The organism is Roseateles cavernae (assembly GCF_040187885.1).
Lineage (GTDB): Bacteria > Pseudomonadota > Gammaproteobacteria > Burkholderiales > Burkholderiaceae_C > Roseateles_E > Roseateles_E cavernae.
On record NZ_JBDPLH010000003.1, the window covers coordinates 354,820 to 368,513 of the forward strand.

General features: G+C 68.6%; 12 protein-coding genes. 4 read left to right on the forward strand and 8 right to left on the reverse strand.

The genetic code is table 11. The features are described 5' to 3' along the window. Positions 1-195: 195 nt before the first annotated feature. The 3 genes from ABGI63_RS12270 to ABGI63_RS12280 are packed head-to-tail and all read left to right on the forward strand — an operon-like array spanning position 196 to position 3,395. Positions 196-2,205 (forward strand): sensor histidine kinase, encoded by a 2,010-nt coding sequence (locus ABGI63_RS12270; protein WP_349742677.1) that lies wholly within the window; start codon positions 196-198, stop codon positions 2,203-2,205. A 54-nt stretch (positions 2,206-2,259) separates the two neighbouring features. Beyond that, entirely contained in the window at positions 2,260-3,195 is a 936-nt protein-coding gene (gene lpxC / locus ABGI63_RS12275; RefSeq protein ID WP_349742678.1) for a UDP-3-O-acyl-N-acetylglucosamine deacetylase, read from the forward strand. A 14-nt stretch (positions 3,196-3,209) separates the two neighbouring features. Further along, the gene (locus tag ABGI63_RS12280) at positions 3,210-3,395 is read left to right on the forward strand and encodes a hypothetical protein (RefSeq protein WP_349742679.1); all 186 of its coding nucleotides are present in this window, start codon (positions 3,210-3,212) and stop codon (positions 3,393-3,395) included. On the opposite strand, the gene ABGI63_RS12285 is transcribed toward ABGI63_RS12280, so the two are convergent. From ABGI63_RS12285 to ABGI63_RS12300, 4 genes are all read right to left on the reverse strand, one after another. Then, entirely contained in the window at positions 3,396-4,436 is a 1,041-nt protein-coding gene (locus ABGI63_RS12285) for a hypothetical protein (RefSeq protein ID WP_349742680.1), read from the reverse strand. A 91-nt stretch (positions 4,437-4,527) separates the two neighbouring features. Beyond that, complete coding sequence (locus ABGI63_RS12290) at positions 4,528-4,806, reverse strand: hypothetical protein (protein WP_349742681.1); 279 nt, start codon at positions 4,804-4,806, stop codon at positions 4,528-4,530. 196 nt (positions 4,807-5,002) lie between these two features. Next, positions 5,003-6,028 (reverse strand): aldo/keto reductase, encoded by a 1,026-nt coding sequence (locus tag ABGI63_RS12295; protein WP_349742682.1) that lies wholly within the window; start codon positions 6,026-6,028, stop codon positions 5,003-5,005. A gap of 33 nt (positions 6,029-6,061) precedes the next feature. Continuing rightward, positions 6,062-7,159, reverse strand: a complete 1,098-nt coding sequence (locus ABGI63_RS12300) for an alkene reductase (RefSeq protein ID WP_349742683.1) — start codon at positions 7,157-7,159, stop codon at positions 6,062-6,064. 128 nt (positions 7,160-7,287) lie between these two features. Here ABGI63_RS12300 and ABGI63_RS12305 point away from each other — a divergent pair, with 128 nt between their 5' ends. Next, the gene (locus tag ABGI63_RS12305; RefSeq protein WP_349742684.1) at positions 7,288-8,193 is read left to right on the forward strand and encodes a LysR family transcriptional regulator; all 906 of its coding nucleotides are present in this window, start codon (positions 7,288-7,290) and stop codon (positions 8,191-8,193) included. Positions 8,194-8,204: 11 nt separating this feature from the next. On the opposite strand, the gene ABGI63_RS12310 is transcribed toward ABGI63_RS12305, so the two are convergent. The 4 genes from ABGI63_RS12310 to ABGI63_RS12325 all read right to left on the reverse strand — a co-directional run bounded on the left by ABGI63_RS12310 (position 8,205) and on the right by ABGI63_RS12325 (position 13,576). Then, positions 8,205-8,468, reverse strand: a complete 264-nt coding sequence (locus ABGI63_RS12310; protein WP_349742685.1) for a helix-turn-helix domain-containing protein — start codon at positions 8,466-8,468, stop codon at positions 8,205-8,207. Between the two features lie 14 nt (positions 8,469-8,482). Further along, positions 8,483-10,279, reverse strand: a complete 1,797-nt coding sequence (locus tag ABGI63_RS12315) for an ABC transporter ATP-binding protein (protein ID WP_349742686.1) — start codon at positions 10,277-10,279, stop codon at positions 8,483-8,485. After that, the gene (locus ABGI63_RS12320) at positions 10,269-12,029 is read right to left on the reverse strand and encodes an ABC transporter ATP-binding protein (RefSeq protein ID WP_349742687.1); all 1,761 of its coding nucleotides are present in this window, start codon (positions 12,027-12,029) and stop codon (positions 10,269-10,271) included. Before ABGI63_RS12320 ends, ABGI63_RS12315 begins: the two co-directional genes overlap by 11 nt. 89 nt (positions 12,030-12,118) lie before the next feature. Then, a complete protein-coding gene (locus tag ABGI63_RS12325) occupies positions 12,119-13,576 on the reverse strand; it encodes a sodium:solute symporter (RefSeq protein ID WP_349742688.1) in 1,458 nt (485 codons plus the stop codon). Positions 13,577-13,694: the final 118 nt, after the last annotated feature.

The following is a 13,694-nucleotide window of genomic DNA, read 5'->3' on the forward strand; positions in this document are numbered from 1 at the left end:
GTGCGCTTGTTTCAAAGAGTAAAAGCCCGTCGGGCGGCGACACCTCCTTCTCGCCGCGCGACGGGCTTTCTTTCTTGCCTGCGGGTGCAAAGCAATAGCCAGCGCGCTGTTCTGCAGGCAGACTCAGGGCAGTTGCACGGGGGTGTGACCGCAGGCTGGGTACCCAGATCCAGAAGCAAAAATAATCACGCGCGTATGGGGCTGTCCTTGATCTCGCACCTTGCCGGGCGCTGGCTGCGCTCCTTGCTGCTGCTGACGCTGTTGAGTGCCGGTGCGCTGCAGGCGCAGCCGCGTGGCGGGCTGCCGGATGCGGGGATGCGCAGCGCCGGCGAGCAGGCCACCGGCGCGCAGCTGGCGGTCTCGCAATGGTCGCGCGCCGATCTCGATGACTGGTGGGCGGCGCTGCGCACGATGGACGGCAGCACCGGCAATCTGCCGCCGCATCTGCAGCCGCCCAGCGACCCGCGCGCCTGGATGCCGGTGGTGCTGCCCGATGTGCGCCAGCGCGAGGCCGGCGGCAGCATGGCCGAGGACCAGCGCTACCAGATGCGCTGGTACCGGCTGCGCTACACCTCGCCGGACGGGCGCTGGCCCACCAGCGTCGCGCTCTACATGCCCAAGCTGGTCAGCCTGGCGGCGGCCGTGCTGGTGCGCACCGAGGACGGCTGGCGGCCGGTGTTCGACAACCAGAGCGGCGCGCGCGAGCAATGGGTGCGGCCGCTGTGGGCGGTGTTTCCGGGTGCCTTCACCGAGCTGCACAAGAACCAGGTGATCGAGGTCGTGGTCGCGACGCCGGTGCTCAAGGACAGTTTCTTCTCGGTCTCCAGCGCCTGGCTGGGCGCGCGCGAGGACCTGGAGCCGCTGTACAAGCGCCGCTGGGCGCTGCAGATCGGCGTGCCGCAGGCCACCGGCCTGACCCTGGTGGTGCTGGGCCTGTTCTCGTTCAGCCTGTGGCTGCGCCGCCGCGAGGAGCCGGCCTATCTGCTGTTTGCGATGGCCTCGGTGGCCTGGCTGGTGCGCAATCTGCACTACCACATCGACCTGCCGCGCACCCGTCTGGGCTTCGAGTGGTTCTGGTGGCTGACCCATGCCTCGATGTCCTGGGTGATGGCCCTGACCTTTCTGTTCGCGCTGCGCTTCGCGCACCGGCGCTTCCCGCTGTTCGAGCGGCTGCTGGGAGGGTTTGTGCTGCTCAGCAGCGTGCTGACCATGCCTTTGTGGATCGATCTGCTCGACCCGCTGGTGCTGCAGCATATGGTCAATGCGGTGGTCGGCGCGATCGGTACGGCTTTTGTCGCCGCCGTGGCCTTGCGCGAGGGCAGCCGCGAACTGCGCCTGATCGCGCTGTGCCTGGCCGTGGGCCTGGGCCTGGGTGTGCATGATCTGGGTCTGCTGGCCGGTTGGGGCTGGAGCGAGCATATCTATCTGATGCCTTTCGCGACGCTGGTGATCGTCGCGAGCTTTCTCTACGCGGTGCAGCGGCGCTATACCGGTGCGCTGGGCCAGGTCGAGCAGGCCAACAGCCTGCTGGCCCAGCGCCTGGCCGAGCAGGGCGCGCAGCTGCAGTCGCAGCACGAGCGGCTCAGCGAGTCCGAACGCCAGCAGGCCTTGCTGCTGGAGCGCCAGCGCCTGATGCAGGACATGCACGATGGCCTGGGCAGCTCCCTGCTGTCGGCCATGGTCGCGGTGGAGCAGGGCAGCATGCAGCAGGACCAGGTGGTCGAGGTGCTGCGCGAATGCGTGGACGATCTGCGCCTGGTGATCGATTCGCTGGAGCCGGTGGGCCACGACCTGGTGTCGCTGCTGGCGACGATGCGCTACCGCCTGGGCAAGCGCTTGCAGGCCGGCGGCCTGATGCTGGACTGGGATGTGCAAGACCTGCCCCCGCTGGACTGGCTGGAGCCACCCGATGCGCTGCATGTGCTGCGCCTGCTGCAGGAGGCGCTGAACAATGTGCTCAAGCATGCGCGCGCCTCGCGGGTGCGCATTGCCACCCGCGATCTGGGTCACAAGGTCGAGATCCGTGTCGAGGATGACGGCCAGGGCTTCGACCTGGAGACCGCGCAAAAAGGCCGCGGCCTGCGCAGCCAGCAGAAGCGTGCCCACCGGCTGGGCGGCAGCGTCCATGTCGACAGCCGGCCCGGGCACGGCACCCAGCTGAGCCTGCGCCTGCCGGTCAAACGCAAGCCGGTGCCCGCTCCGTAGTCGGCCCAAAGGCGGGCGGCTGCAGGGCTTCGGGTAATCACCGACAATCGCGCCATGCTCAAGCAACGAACCCTGAAGTCGCTGACCCGCGCCGTCGGCGTCGGCATCCACAGCGGCCAGAAGGTCGAGATGACGCTGCGCCCGGCCGCGCCCGACACCGGCATCGTGTTCCGGCGCGTCGATCTGAACACCCCGGTCGACATCCCGGTGCGCGCCGACACCGTCAGCGACACCCGCATGGCCACCACGGTCAGCCCCGGCGGCGACCCCGGTGCGCCCAAGGTGCAGACCATCGAGCACCTGCTGTCGGCCTGCGCGGGTCTGGGCATCGACAACCTCTATGTCGACATCAGTGCCGACGAGGTGCCTATCCTCGACGGCTCGGCCGCCAGCTATGTCTACCTGCTGCAGAGCGCCGGCATCGAGCTGCAGAACGCGGCGAAGAAGTTTCTGCGCGTCAAGAAAACCGTCGAGGTGCGCCAGGGCGAGGGCAAGCGGCTGATGTGGGCGCGGCTGGAGCCGCACCATGGCTACACCTTGAGCTTCCAGATCGAGTTCGACAACCCGGCGGTCGCGGCCACCGGCCAGCACTATGTGTTCGATATGGGTTCGGGCCAGTACAAGCGCGAGATCGCGCGGGCCCGCACCTTCGGCATGACCAGCGATATCGAGACCATGCGCTCGCGCGGCCTGACCCTCGGCGGCTCGATGGACAACGCCATCGTCGTCGACGACTACCGGGTGCTCAATGCCGAGGGCCTGCGCTACGACGACGAGTTCGTCAAGCACAAGATCCTCGACGCGATCGGCGATATGCATGTCGCCGGCTACCCGCTGCTGGCCGCCTACACCTCCTTCAAGGGCGGCCACGCGCTGAACAACAAGCTGCTGCGCGCGCTGCTGGCCGATGCCGAGGCCTACGAGATCGTCAGCTTCGAGGACGAGCGCGAGGCCCCGCAGGGCTTCGCGGAGCTGGCGCCGGCCTGGTAGTACAGTCCGCCCCCATGCTGTTCTTCCGCATCCTCGTCGGCCTGCTGCTGCTGGCCGGCATTCTCTGCTTCGCGATGTATGCCGGCACCCGCCAGGTGGCCTGGCGCCAGCGCGGTCTGGTGATCATCAAGTGGACCGTGCTGGCGGCGCTGGGCTTTTTTGCGGTGCTGATACTGCAGCAGGTCTTGCAACTGGTTTAGCTAGAGCGCGCGCGCTGTCAGCGCGACCAGCCGCTCCGCTGCTTGCTGCAGCTTGCGGCGCTGCTGCTCGTCGCGCACCGTCACCCGCTCGGCGATGCGATAGCTCAGCAGCAGCTCATGGCCGGGCTGCGGACGCAGCTCGATGTCGACGCCGTCCTCGCTGCGCCAGCGCGCGGTCTCGCCGAGCGTCCGGCCATACTTGCTTTGCAGCGCGCCGCGCAGACGCTGTGCGGTCACTGCGAGCTCCGCGGGCCCCTGGGCCGGAAAGCGGTAGCTCAGTTCGGCCACCTGCAGCAGGCGTGATTGCGCGCCGCGCATATAGCTCACCACCAGCTGCCGTGCGCCGGGCAGCTTGTGCCCGACCGCGAAGACATCGCGCTCCCCATCGCCGCTGCTGTCCTGCTCGCGCAGGCCCTGGGCCCGCAAGGCCTGGCGCAGCTCGCCGCGCCGCATGCAGAAAACCGCCTGCTCGAACAGCTGCACCCGGGCCTGCTGGCGGCATTGCTGATCGCCGTCCAGCTGCTCCAGCATGGCCTTGGCCGCTGCGACGCCGCCCTGTTGCGCACGGCCCAGCAGCCGCACCGCCTCGTCCACGCTCAGCTCGGCCGCACGGCCGTCGCCGTTGAGGATATGGATCGCATGGACCAGCTCGCCCAGCGGGTCTTGCAGCCGGGCCGCCTGCTCCGCATGATGGATGCTGGCGGTTGGCGCTGCGGTGCCCTCGCTGCGCAAGCCCTCGGCGATGGCCAGGCGTGCGTTGGCCCGGCCTGCCTGCTTGGGGCGATCCAGAAAGCTCTTGCAGCCGCGCAGCGCATCGTCGAAACGGCGCTGCCGCATCGCTTGCTCGCAGCCGGCCTCGAACTGTGCTTCCAGATCGGCCTCGGGCTCGACCGAGGCGCCGGCGAGCGGCACATCGACCTGTTTGGGCGCCGAAGCCCTGGCCTGGCTGACCCAGATTGCAGCCGTCGCGCCCGCCGCCAGCAGCGCCAGGCCGATCATCCAGGGCAACCACCGGCCCTGGGGCCGCAATGCGAGGTCCATCGCTCCTCCGATCAATATGTAGGTAGGGGATGGATGGTTGCCCACCCCGGTGACCGGGGCGTGACCGCCATGGGCCGTAAGGCCCATGGGCTCATGGGGTCCGGCGTCCTGGCGCGGCGTGTCGGCAGTCCGCGACCGGCAGCCCGTGGAGCCTGAAGATCTCGGCGATGCGGCCCCGATGGCACAGGGCGCGGATCGCATCGCCGAAGACCTGCGCCTGCGTGCCGCTGATTCTTGTCGGGACGAAGGCGTAGGCGTAGACCAGGTTCTTGACCTCGCCCACCGGCCGCAGCGGAGCCAAGCCTGCCGTGGCGCTCAGCGCTTGTGCCGCCGTCTCATTGACCAGGGCGAGATTCGGCGCAGGCCGCATGCAGCAGCTCGACCAGGGGGCCGGCGGGGCGGCCGTCGAGACCGGGGTAGGCGTAAGGCGCAAAAGGCATGGTGACGAAATGCAAGGGTGCGGCCAGGCCTGGCGCCGCAAAGGCACGACCCGCCGCCGCCCCATATGCGAAACGCAGCGCCTGATTCATTGCAGCAGCCCCCCGGGCAATAAGAAAGTCAGGTCCTCAGGCCGCGCTGTCTGCGGCCGGCAGTACGGCAGCAGAGGCGACAAGAGCCTGGGCGCTGAGCTCGTGCCAGAAGTCGGCCGGCACCTTTTCGTTCAGCGCGGCCCGGTCTTCGGCGATGCGGCCCGGCCGGCTGGCACCGGGAATGACCGCAGCCACGGCCGGATGGGCCAGCGCGAACTGCAGCCCTGCGGCCTTCATGCTGATGCCGTAGCGGTCGGCGATTGCCTTGATCCGCGCAACCTTGGCGAGGAGCTCCGGCTTGGCCGGGGCGTACTCGAAATTAGGGCCGCCGACCAGCGCACCCGAGCTGTAGGGCCCACCGACGACGATGCTCAGGTCGCGCGCCATGACCTTGGGCATCACACGCTGCAGCGCGCGCTCATGGTCCAGCAAGGTGTAGCGGCCGGCCAGCAGGAAGCCGTCCGGGCGCGGGCCTTCCAGATCCAGCAGCAGCTCGATCGGCTCCACCCGGTTGACGCCCAGGCCCCAGGCCTTGATCACGCCCTCGTCACGCAGCCGGTCCAGGGTCTTGAAGGCGCCCTGGCGCGCGCTCTCGAACACGCTGAGCCATTCGTCGCCATAGAAGTCCTGCGCGACATCGTGCACCCAGACGATGTCCAGCCGGTCGGTGCGCAGGCGCTGCAGGCTGTCCGCTATCGAGCGCAGCGTGGCGTCGGCCGAGTAGTCGTTGACGATCTTGTTCGGACGGCCATGCTTGAACACATCGCCCTTCTCGCCGAGGTCGCGGGTGCCGACATCCTCCACCTCGTCCAGGATCAGGCGGCCGACCTTGGTCGCGACGACGTACTCGTCACGCGGCTGGCCGGCCAGGGCCTCGCCCATGCGCAGCTCGGCCAGGCCGGCACCGTAGAAGGGGGCGTTGTCGAAGAAGCGGATGCCGTCGTGCCAGGCGGCGTCTACCGTGGCTCTGGCCTCGGCCTCGGGGATGTCGCGGAACATATTGCCCAGCGGTGCGGTACCGAAGCCCAGCTTGCCGGGGAGCAGGTCCTTGATGATGGCCATGGCTATCTCCTGATTCGTTGAGGACGGGGCGGCTCAGGCCGCCTGCTGGGTCGTGAACTCGGTATAGCCCTCGGCGCCGCCGCCGAAATAGGCCGAGAAGGGGGCGTCGAACAGCGGCGCATTCAGGCGCAGACGGGCCACCAGGTCCGGGTTGCCGATGAAGGCACGCCCGAAGGCCACCATATCAGCATGGCCCGAGGCCGTGGCCTCCAGCGCGCGCTGGCGGTCGTAGCCGTTGTTGGCGATGTAGGCGCCGCTGCCGAAGGCCGCGCGCAGGGCCGCGTTGTCGTACCGCTCGCTGCTGCCGTCCTCGCCATGCATCTGGCCCTCGACCACATGCAGGAAGGCCAGGCCCCGTGCGCCGAGCTGGCGGGCCAGATAGGCATGGGTCTGCATCGGCGTGCTGTCCAGCGGCGTGTCGCCGATGGCGGTGGACAGCGGGGACAGGCGCAGGCCCACGCGGCCGGAGCCCCAGACGCCGGCCACGGCGTCCACCACCTCGAGGATCAGCCGGGCACGGTTCTCGATCGAGCCGCCGTACCGATCGCTGCGCCGGTTGGTGCTGTCGCGCAGGAACTGCTCCAGCAGATAGCCGTTGGCCGCATGCACCTCGACGCCGTCGAAGCCGGCGGCCTTGGCGCGGATCGCGGCCTGGCGGTAGTCCTCGACGATGCCGGCGATCTCATGGGTTTCCAGCGCACGCGGCATCGACGGCGGCTCGAAGCCCTGCTCCGTGAAGACGCTGCCGCCGGCCTGCAAGGCGCTGGGCGCGACCGGTGCGGCGCCGCCTTCCTGCAGGCTCACATGCGACATGCGACCGACATGCCAGAGCTGCATCACGATCCTGCCGTCGGCGGCATGGACGGCATCGGTGACCTGCTTCCAGGCCGCCACCTGGTCGTCGCTGTAGATGCCGGGCGTGTAGGCATAGCCGCGGCCCTGGGGCGAGATATTGGTGGCTTCGGTGATCAGCAGGCCGGCCGAGGCGCGCTGGCGGTAGTACTCGACGGCCAGCGGCGAGGGCAGGCCGTCCATGCCGGCGCGCGAGCGGGTCAGCGGAGCCATCGCGATGCGGTTCTTGACCTCGATGGCGCCGAGGCGGGCGGGAGAGAAGAGGGCTTCGGAAGACATGGGGATTCCTTTCGGGATGTGCGGAGAGCAAAGAGATTGCGTTCGGGTCAGGCAGAGTTTGGGTGCGGCGCATGTATTCATCAAATTTATTGGTTGAATTTCAGATATGTCTCTGACAATATGACTGGGTGCGCTACGACCTGAACCTGCTGCCCGTTTTCCTGGCCTTGATGGAGGAGCGCAGCGTGACGCGCGCGGCCGAGCGGCTGGGCATCACCCAGCCGGCGCTGTCGAACGCGCTGACGCGGCTGCGTGCGCTGCTGCTGGATCCGCTCTTCACCCGCGAGCGCTATGGCATGCAGCCGACACCCAAGGCCCTGGAGCTGGCGCCGGTGATCGCGGCCGCGCTGGTGAACCTGGACGTGGTGATCCTGGGCCAGCAGGAGTTCGACCCGGCGAAGGCGAAGCTGCTGCTGACGATCGCACCCAATAGCTATGTCGAGTTCGTGCTCGTTCCGGCCATCGTGGCGCGGCTGCGCGAGCGGGCGCCGGGTATCAGCCTGCGGCTCACGCCTTACGGCGCGGATCTGGCCGAGACCGGCGTGATCTCCGGTTCAACAGCCCTGGTGCTGGGGCGCATCACCGATCCGCCGGACAACCTGGTTGTGCAGCAGCTGATGGACGACGGCCTGTCCTGCATCGTGCGCGCCGACCATCCGCAGGTCGATCAGAAGATCTCGCGCAAGCAGTATGAGCAGCTCAGGCATGTGAACATGCTGCCGCCCGGGCGTTTGCGCGTGGGCCTGTTCCAGGCGCTGGAGCGCCAGGGGCTCAGGCGCGAGGTCGCGGTGTCGGTGACGCATTTCCTGGCCATCCCGGAAGTGATCGCCGTGACCGACTATTGCGCCACGCTGCCGAATCTGATCTGCCGCCGTCTGGTCCATGACGCTCGACTGAAGATACTGCCGACGCCGGCCGATCTCGGCCGCTTCCCGGTGCAGATGGCCTGGCATGTGCGCTACCGCCAGGACGCGGCGCACCGCTGGTTGCGTGCGCTGATCGCCGAGGTGGCGAGCGAGGTCGGCGCCGCCTGAGGTCTGTTTTCTCAGTCTTCGGGCAGGCTGCCTGGCGACAGCTTCGTCGCCAGACCATAGAGCGCCAGCAGCCCCATCACATGGCCGATCGCGACGCCCGGCTCACCGGCTTCGATGCGCGCGATGGTCTGCACATGGACACCCAGCCGGGCGGCTGCAGCCGCCTGGCCCTCGCCCGCCTCCAGGCGAGCCTGCTTGGCGGCGGCGCCGATGTCCTTGATCGCCTGGAGCGCGTCGCTGTCGATGTCGGCGGAGATTCGTTTGCCTTGGGCCATGGGGGGATTGTCGATCAGCTCTGCCCGGTTCCCGCATCCAGCGCCTGCAGCTGCACCAGCCGCTGGTAGATGCCGCCCTCGTGGCGCATCAGCTGCTCGTGCGTGCCGCGCTCGGCCAGGTGGCCGTGGTTCAGCACGATGATCTGGTCGGCCTCGCGGATGGTGGACAGGCGGTGCGCGATCGCCACCACGGTGACCTGGCCGCGCAGCGCTTCCAGGGCCTCGCTGATGACGCGCTCGGTGGCGCTGTCGATGTTCGACGTGGCTTCGTCGAGGAACAGGATGCGCGGTGCGCCGGCCAGCGCGCGGGCCATCGCGATCAGCTGCTTCTGCCCGGTGGAGACGCGGGCGCCGCCCTCGCCCAGCAGGGTGTCATAGCCCTGCGGCAGGGCGGCCAGGAACGCGTCGATGCGGGCGGCCTTGGCGGCGGCGATCAGCTGCTCCTCGCTGATCTTGCGGCCCATCGCGATGTTCTCGCGCGCGCTGGCGGCCATCAGATAGGGCTCCTGCGGCACCAGGCCGACGGCGGCGCGGAAGGCCTCGTCCGGCAGGCTGGCCAGGCTCAGCCCGTCTATCGCGATGCGGCCGCTCTGGGCCGTGTAGAAGCGCAGCAGCAATGACAGCAGCGTGGACTTGCCGCTGCCGGTGTGGCCGACGATGCCGACGAAGCTGCCGGCCGGGAAGTCCAGGCTCAGGTCGTGCAGCACCGGATGCGCCGGGTCATAGCCGAAGCTCAGGTCATCGATGCGGATATGGCCGCGCGCGATCTGCAGGCCGGCCTGGGTCTGCGGCACCGGCTGCATCTCCTGCAGCAGGGTGCGCACCCGCGCGGCCGCCACCATCGACTGCTGCAGCTGGCCGAACTGCATCGTGATCTGGATCAGCGGCTCGACCACGCGGGCGATATACGCCAGGAAGGCGTAGAGCAGGCCCACCTCCAGCGCACCCTGGCCCAAGGACACCTGGCGCTGGCCGAAGCCATAGATCAGGGTCACGATCAGCAGCACGTTCAGCAGGTCCAGCGCCGGGCGCAGCAGCCAGGCATTGGCGCGCAGCTCGTCCATGCGGGCGCCGAACTGGCGGCCGTTGGTGTCGGCAAAGCGCTCGGCGAAGCGCGGCGCGGCGCCGCTGGCCTGCAGCACCGCCATGCCGGCCATGCTCTCGGCCATATGGGCGTTGATCTCGCTGCGCAGCTGGCGCGAGCGCGCCACCGCGCTGCTGGACAGGCGCTGGTACAGCGTGATGATGATCAGCATGGCCGGCACCAGCATCGCAACGATCAGCATCAGCCGCCAGTCCAGCCAGGCCATCGCGATCATCGAGCCGATCACGACGATGCTGGAGTCCAGCATCACATAGAGCACCTGGCGGTAGAGCTGGTTGACGGCCTCGCTGTCATTGGTGACGCGGCTGACCAGCTGGCCGGTGATGGCCTTGTCGAAAAAGGCCATGGGCAGGGCCAGCACATGGGCATAGACCCGCTCGCGCAGCCGCATCACCGAGCGCCGCGCCACGCCGGCCATGCGGGTCAGCTGGGCATAGCGTATCCAGCTGGCGGCCCAGCCGCTCAAGAGCAGCGCCGCCAGCAGGCCGGCCATGGCCATCACATCGAACTGGCGCGGCAGCAGATAGTGGTCGATGAAGTACTTGCCGATGATGGGGCCCAGCGCTTCGAGCCCGGCCGCGATCACCAGCCAGACGAGCCCGCGCAGCAGGGTGGGGCGCTCGCCCTCGGCCGACTCCAGCAGCAGGCCCACCGAGGCCCAGGGCTTGGCTTCCTTGCTGTCTTCTTCTTTGACTTCAGGCGGCATCGAGGCTGGCCTCCAGTTGTTGGTAGCGCCATTGCGTCGCGTACCAGCCCTCCAGCGCCAGCAGCTCCGCGTGGCTGCCCTGCTCGGTGATGCGTCCCTTACGCAGCACGGCGATCTGATCGGCCTCCATCACCGCGCTGAGCCGGTGGCTGACGATGATCACGCAGCGCTCCGGGCGCTGCTCCCGCAGCTCGCGCAAATGATCGAGGATCTGCGTCTCGGTGCCGGTGTCGACCGCCGACAGCGCATCGTCCAGCAGCAGGATGGGCGCGTCGCTGAGCAGGGCGCGGGCGATCGCGACGCGCTGGCGCTGGCCGCCGGACAGGGTCACGCCGCGCTCGCCGACCAGGGTGTCATAGCCCTGCGGCAGGCGCTGGATATCGCCGTGCACGGCGGCCAGCTCGGCGGCCTGCTCGATCTGCTCGCGGCTCGCGCCGGGCTTGGCCAGCGCGATGTTCTCGGCAATCGAGGCCGAGAACAGGAAAGGCTCCTGCGGCACCCAGGCGATGGACCGGCGCAGCGCGGCCAGCGCTATCTCGGGCAAGACCTGGCCCCCGATGCACACCCGGCCGCTGCCGGGCTCGAACTGGCGCAGCAGCAGGCGCAGCAGCGTGGACTTGCCGGCTCCGGTCGGGCCGACCAGACCCAGGGTCTGGCCGGGCTTCAGGCGCAGGCTGACCGCCTCCAGCGCCAGGCGTGGGTTGGCCTCCTCGCTGGGGTAGGCGAAGGACAGCTGCTTGAAAGCGATCTCGGCGTTTGTCGGCAGCCGCGCCTGACCCTCGTCGGCCAGCGTCAGCGGCGCCTCCAGCACCGGTGCCAGCCGGTTCCAGGCGGCGCGGCCGCGCTCCAGCAGGGACAGCACCCAGCCGGCCGCGAACATCGGCCAGATCAGCTGGCCCAGATACATCGTGAACGAGGTCAGCTGGCCGATGCTCAGCTCCTGGCGCGCCACCAGAGCGCCGCCCAGGCCCAGCGCGATCGCCATCGCGGCGGTCAAGGTCATGCCCACGGCCGGCTCGTAGGCGGCCTCCCAGCGCTGGGCCTGGTAGCTGGCCTCGCCGGCGCTGTCGGCCAGCGCGGCGAACTGGCCCGCATTGCGCCGGGTCAGGCCCAGCGCGCGCAGCGTGCGCACGCTGGCCAGACCCTCCTGGACATGCTGGTTCAGCAGCGAGAAGCGGTCCAGCGAGGATTTCCAGGCATGGTGGACATGGTCGGAAATGCGCCAGAAGGCCAGCGCCATCAGCGGGAAGGGCAAGAGGGCCGCCAGGCCCAGGCGCCAGTCGACGCCCAAGGTCATCATGGCCAGCACCAGGATCAGGGTCAGCGAGCCGTCGAAGGCCGCCAGCAAGGCCTCGCCGGCGGCCATCTCGACCGCGTCGATGTCATTGGTCGCCAGCGCCATCAGATCGCCGGTGCGCTTGGCCTGGAAGAACACCGGGCCTTGCAGGGTCAGGCGCTCGTAAAGCCGGGTGCGCAGCTCGCGGCCGAGCTGGTAGGCGGCGCCGAACAGCGCGATGCGCCAGCCGACCCGGAACAGATAGATCAGCAGGCCCGCCAGCGCCAGCAGGCCCAGCTCGCGCCACAGGCCCTGCTCCAGCAGGCGGCCGGCCACCATGCCGTCGACCACGGCGCCGACTTGGCGCGGGATCCAGACGGTCAGCACCGCGATGGCCGCCAGCATCAGGGCCGAGGCCAGGTAGGCGCGCCAGTGCCGGCGCACAAAGCCGGCGATCAGCTGGGTCAGGGTCATGGGAGCCCGGGGTGTCGAGGAGGCTGGATTGTGCCAACAACGGCCGCCGCCCGGATGAGCCGAGCGCCGTCCCCGGCGTCAGGTCTTGCCTAGGTCGAGGACGGCCTGGCGGCGCTGGACAGCAGCCACAGCCCGGCGAAGGTCAGCGCACCGTTGATCAGCAGCAGTTCCAGCCCCAGCTCGTAGCTGCCGAACAGCGCGCGCTGCTGGCTGTCCAGCAACCAGCTCAGCAGCGGCGCGGCCACGGCCACCAGCGGCACCCAGCGGTCGCGCACCGAGCGCCGCGTCAGGATGCCGAAGGCGAACAGGCCCAGCAGCGGCCCATAGGTGTAGCCGGCCAGCTTCAGGATCAGGCCGATCATGCTGGGGTTGTTGACCCACTTGAACACCATCACCAGCAGCAGGAACAGCGCGGCAAAGCCCAGATGCACGCGCTTGCGCACGGCCAGGCGCCTGGCCTCGCTCCAGTCGCTGCGGCGCTGCAGGTTCAGGAAGTCGATGCAGAAGCTGGAAGTCAGCGCGGTGATGGCGCCATCGGCGCTGGGGAAGAGCGCCGAGATCAGCGCGATCACGAAGACCAGCTGCACCCAGGCCGGCAGATGGTTCAGCACGACAGCCGCGAACAGCGCGTCGCCCCGGGCCGCCAGCCCCGCTTGCGCCGCGAACAGATGCAGCAGGCCGCCGAGGAAGAGGAACAGCAGCACCACGCCCAGCATGATGGTGGCCAACACCATCACATTCTTCTGCGAGTCGGCCAGGCGCTTGACCGAGATGTTCTTCTGCATCATCTCCTGGTCCATGCCGGTCATCGCGATCGCGATGAAGGCGCCGGCCAGTATCTGCTTGCCGAAGAAGAAGCGGCTGTTCGGGTCGGTCTCGAAGACGCGCGACAGTCCGCTCGCGTCCATGCTCGCCAGGCTCTGCGCCAGCGACAGGTCCAGGCTCTGCAGCAGATAGGCCACGCAGACGATCAGGCCGCCTAGCATGCACGAGGTCTGCAAGGTGTCGGTCCAGACAATGGTCTTGACCCCGCCCTCGTAGGTATAGGCCAGGATCATCAACAGGATCACCAGCGCGGTCAGCCAGAACGGCAGGCCGATGCGCTCAAGAATCGCGTCCTGCAGGATCTTCACCACCAGGTAGAGGCGGGCGGTGGCGCCCAAGGTGCGCGACAGGATGAAGAAGCCGGCGCCGCTGCGGTAGCTGCGCGGCCCCAGGCGCCGGCCCAGATAGTCGTAGATCGAGGTCAGCTGCAGCCGGTAGTACAGCGGCAGCAGCACGAAGGCGATCACCGCATAGCCGATGAACTGGCCCAGCACGATCTGGAAGTAGCTGAAGGCGGTGGCGCCCACGGCGCCCGGCACGCTGATGAAGGTCACTCCCGACAGTGAGGTGCCGACCATGCCGAAGGCCACCAGCATCCAGTTGCTGTTGCGGTTGCCGATGAAAAAACTCTGGTTGTCGGCACGCCGCGAGCTCCACCAGGCCACGCCCAGCAGCAGCGCGAAATAGGCCAGCACAAAGAAAAGCAGGATCAGCGGCGACATCGCAGCGGCAATACCCAGGCACCAAGATGGCGCCGATTATCCGAAGCGTCATGGTTTTGACACATTCCGGTGCGACGCCCACCTATAACCGTGCATCGAATTTGCCGCCGGCCCACGC

What these genes read in the sequence shown, in the direction of transcription:
- ABGI63_RS12270 (WP_349742677.1), top strand. Translation starts at nt 196, where the DNA reads ATGGGGCTGTCCTTGATCTCGCACCTTGCCGGGCGCTGGCTGCGCTCC.
- lpxC (WP_349742678.1), top strand. Translation starts at nt 2,260, where the DNA reads ATGCTCAAGCAACGAACCCTGAAGTCGCTGACCCGCGCCGTCGGCGTC.
- ABGI63_RS12280 (WP_349742679.1), top strand. Translation starts at nt 3,210, where the DNA reads ATGCTGTTCTTCCGCATCCTCGTCGGCCTGCTGCTGCTGGCCGGCATT.
- ABGI63_RS12285 (WP_349742680.1), bottom strand. Translation starts at nt 4,436, where the DNA reads ATGGACCTCGCATTGCGGCCCCAGGGCCGGTGGTTGCCCTGGATGATC.
- ABGI63_RS12290 (WP_349742681.1), bottom strand. Translation starts at nt 4,806, where the DNA reads ATGCGGCCTGCGCCGAATCTCGCCCTGGTCAATGAGACGGCGGCACAA.
- ABGI63_RS12295 (WP_349742682.1), bottom strand. Translation starts at nt 6,028, where the DNA reads ATGGCCATCATCAAGGACCTGCTCCCCGGCAAGCTGGGCTTCGGTACC.
- ABGI63_RS12300 (WP_349742683.1), bottom strand. Translation starts at nt 7,159, where the DNA reads ATGTCTTCCGAAGCCCTCTTCTCTCCCGCCCGCCTCGGCGCCATCGAG.
- ABGI63_RS12310 (WP_349742685.1), bottom strand. Translation starts at nt 8,468, where the DNA reads ATGGCCCAAGGCAAACGAATCTCCGCCGACATCGACAGCGACGCGCTC.
- ABGI63_RS12315 (WP_349742686.1), bottom strand. Translation starts at nt 10,279, where the DNA reads ATGCCGCCTGAAGTCAAAGAAGAAGACAGCAAGGAAGCCAAGCCCTGG.
- ABGI63_RS12320 (WP_349742687.1), bottom strand. Translation starts at nt 12,029, where the DNA reads ATGACCCTGACCCAGCTGATCGCCGGCTTTGTGCGCCGGCACTGGCGC.
- ABGI63_RS12325 (WP_349742688.1), bottom strand. Translation starts at nt 13,576, where the DNA reads ATGTCGCCGCTGATCCTGCTTTTCTTTGTGCTGGCCTATTTCGCGCTG.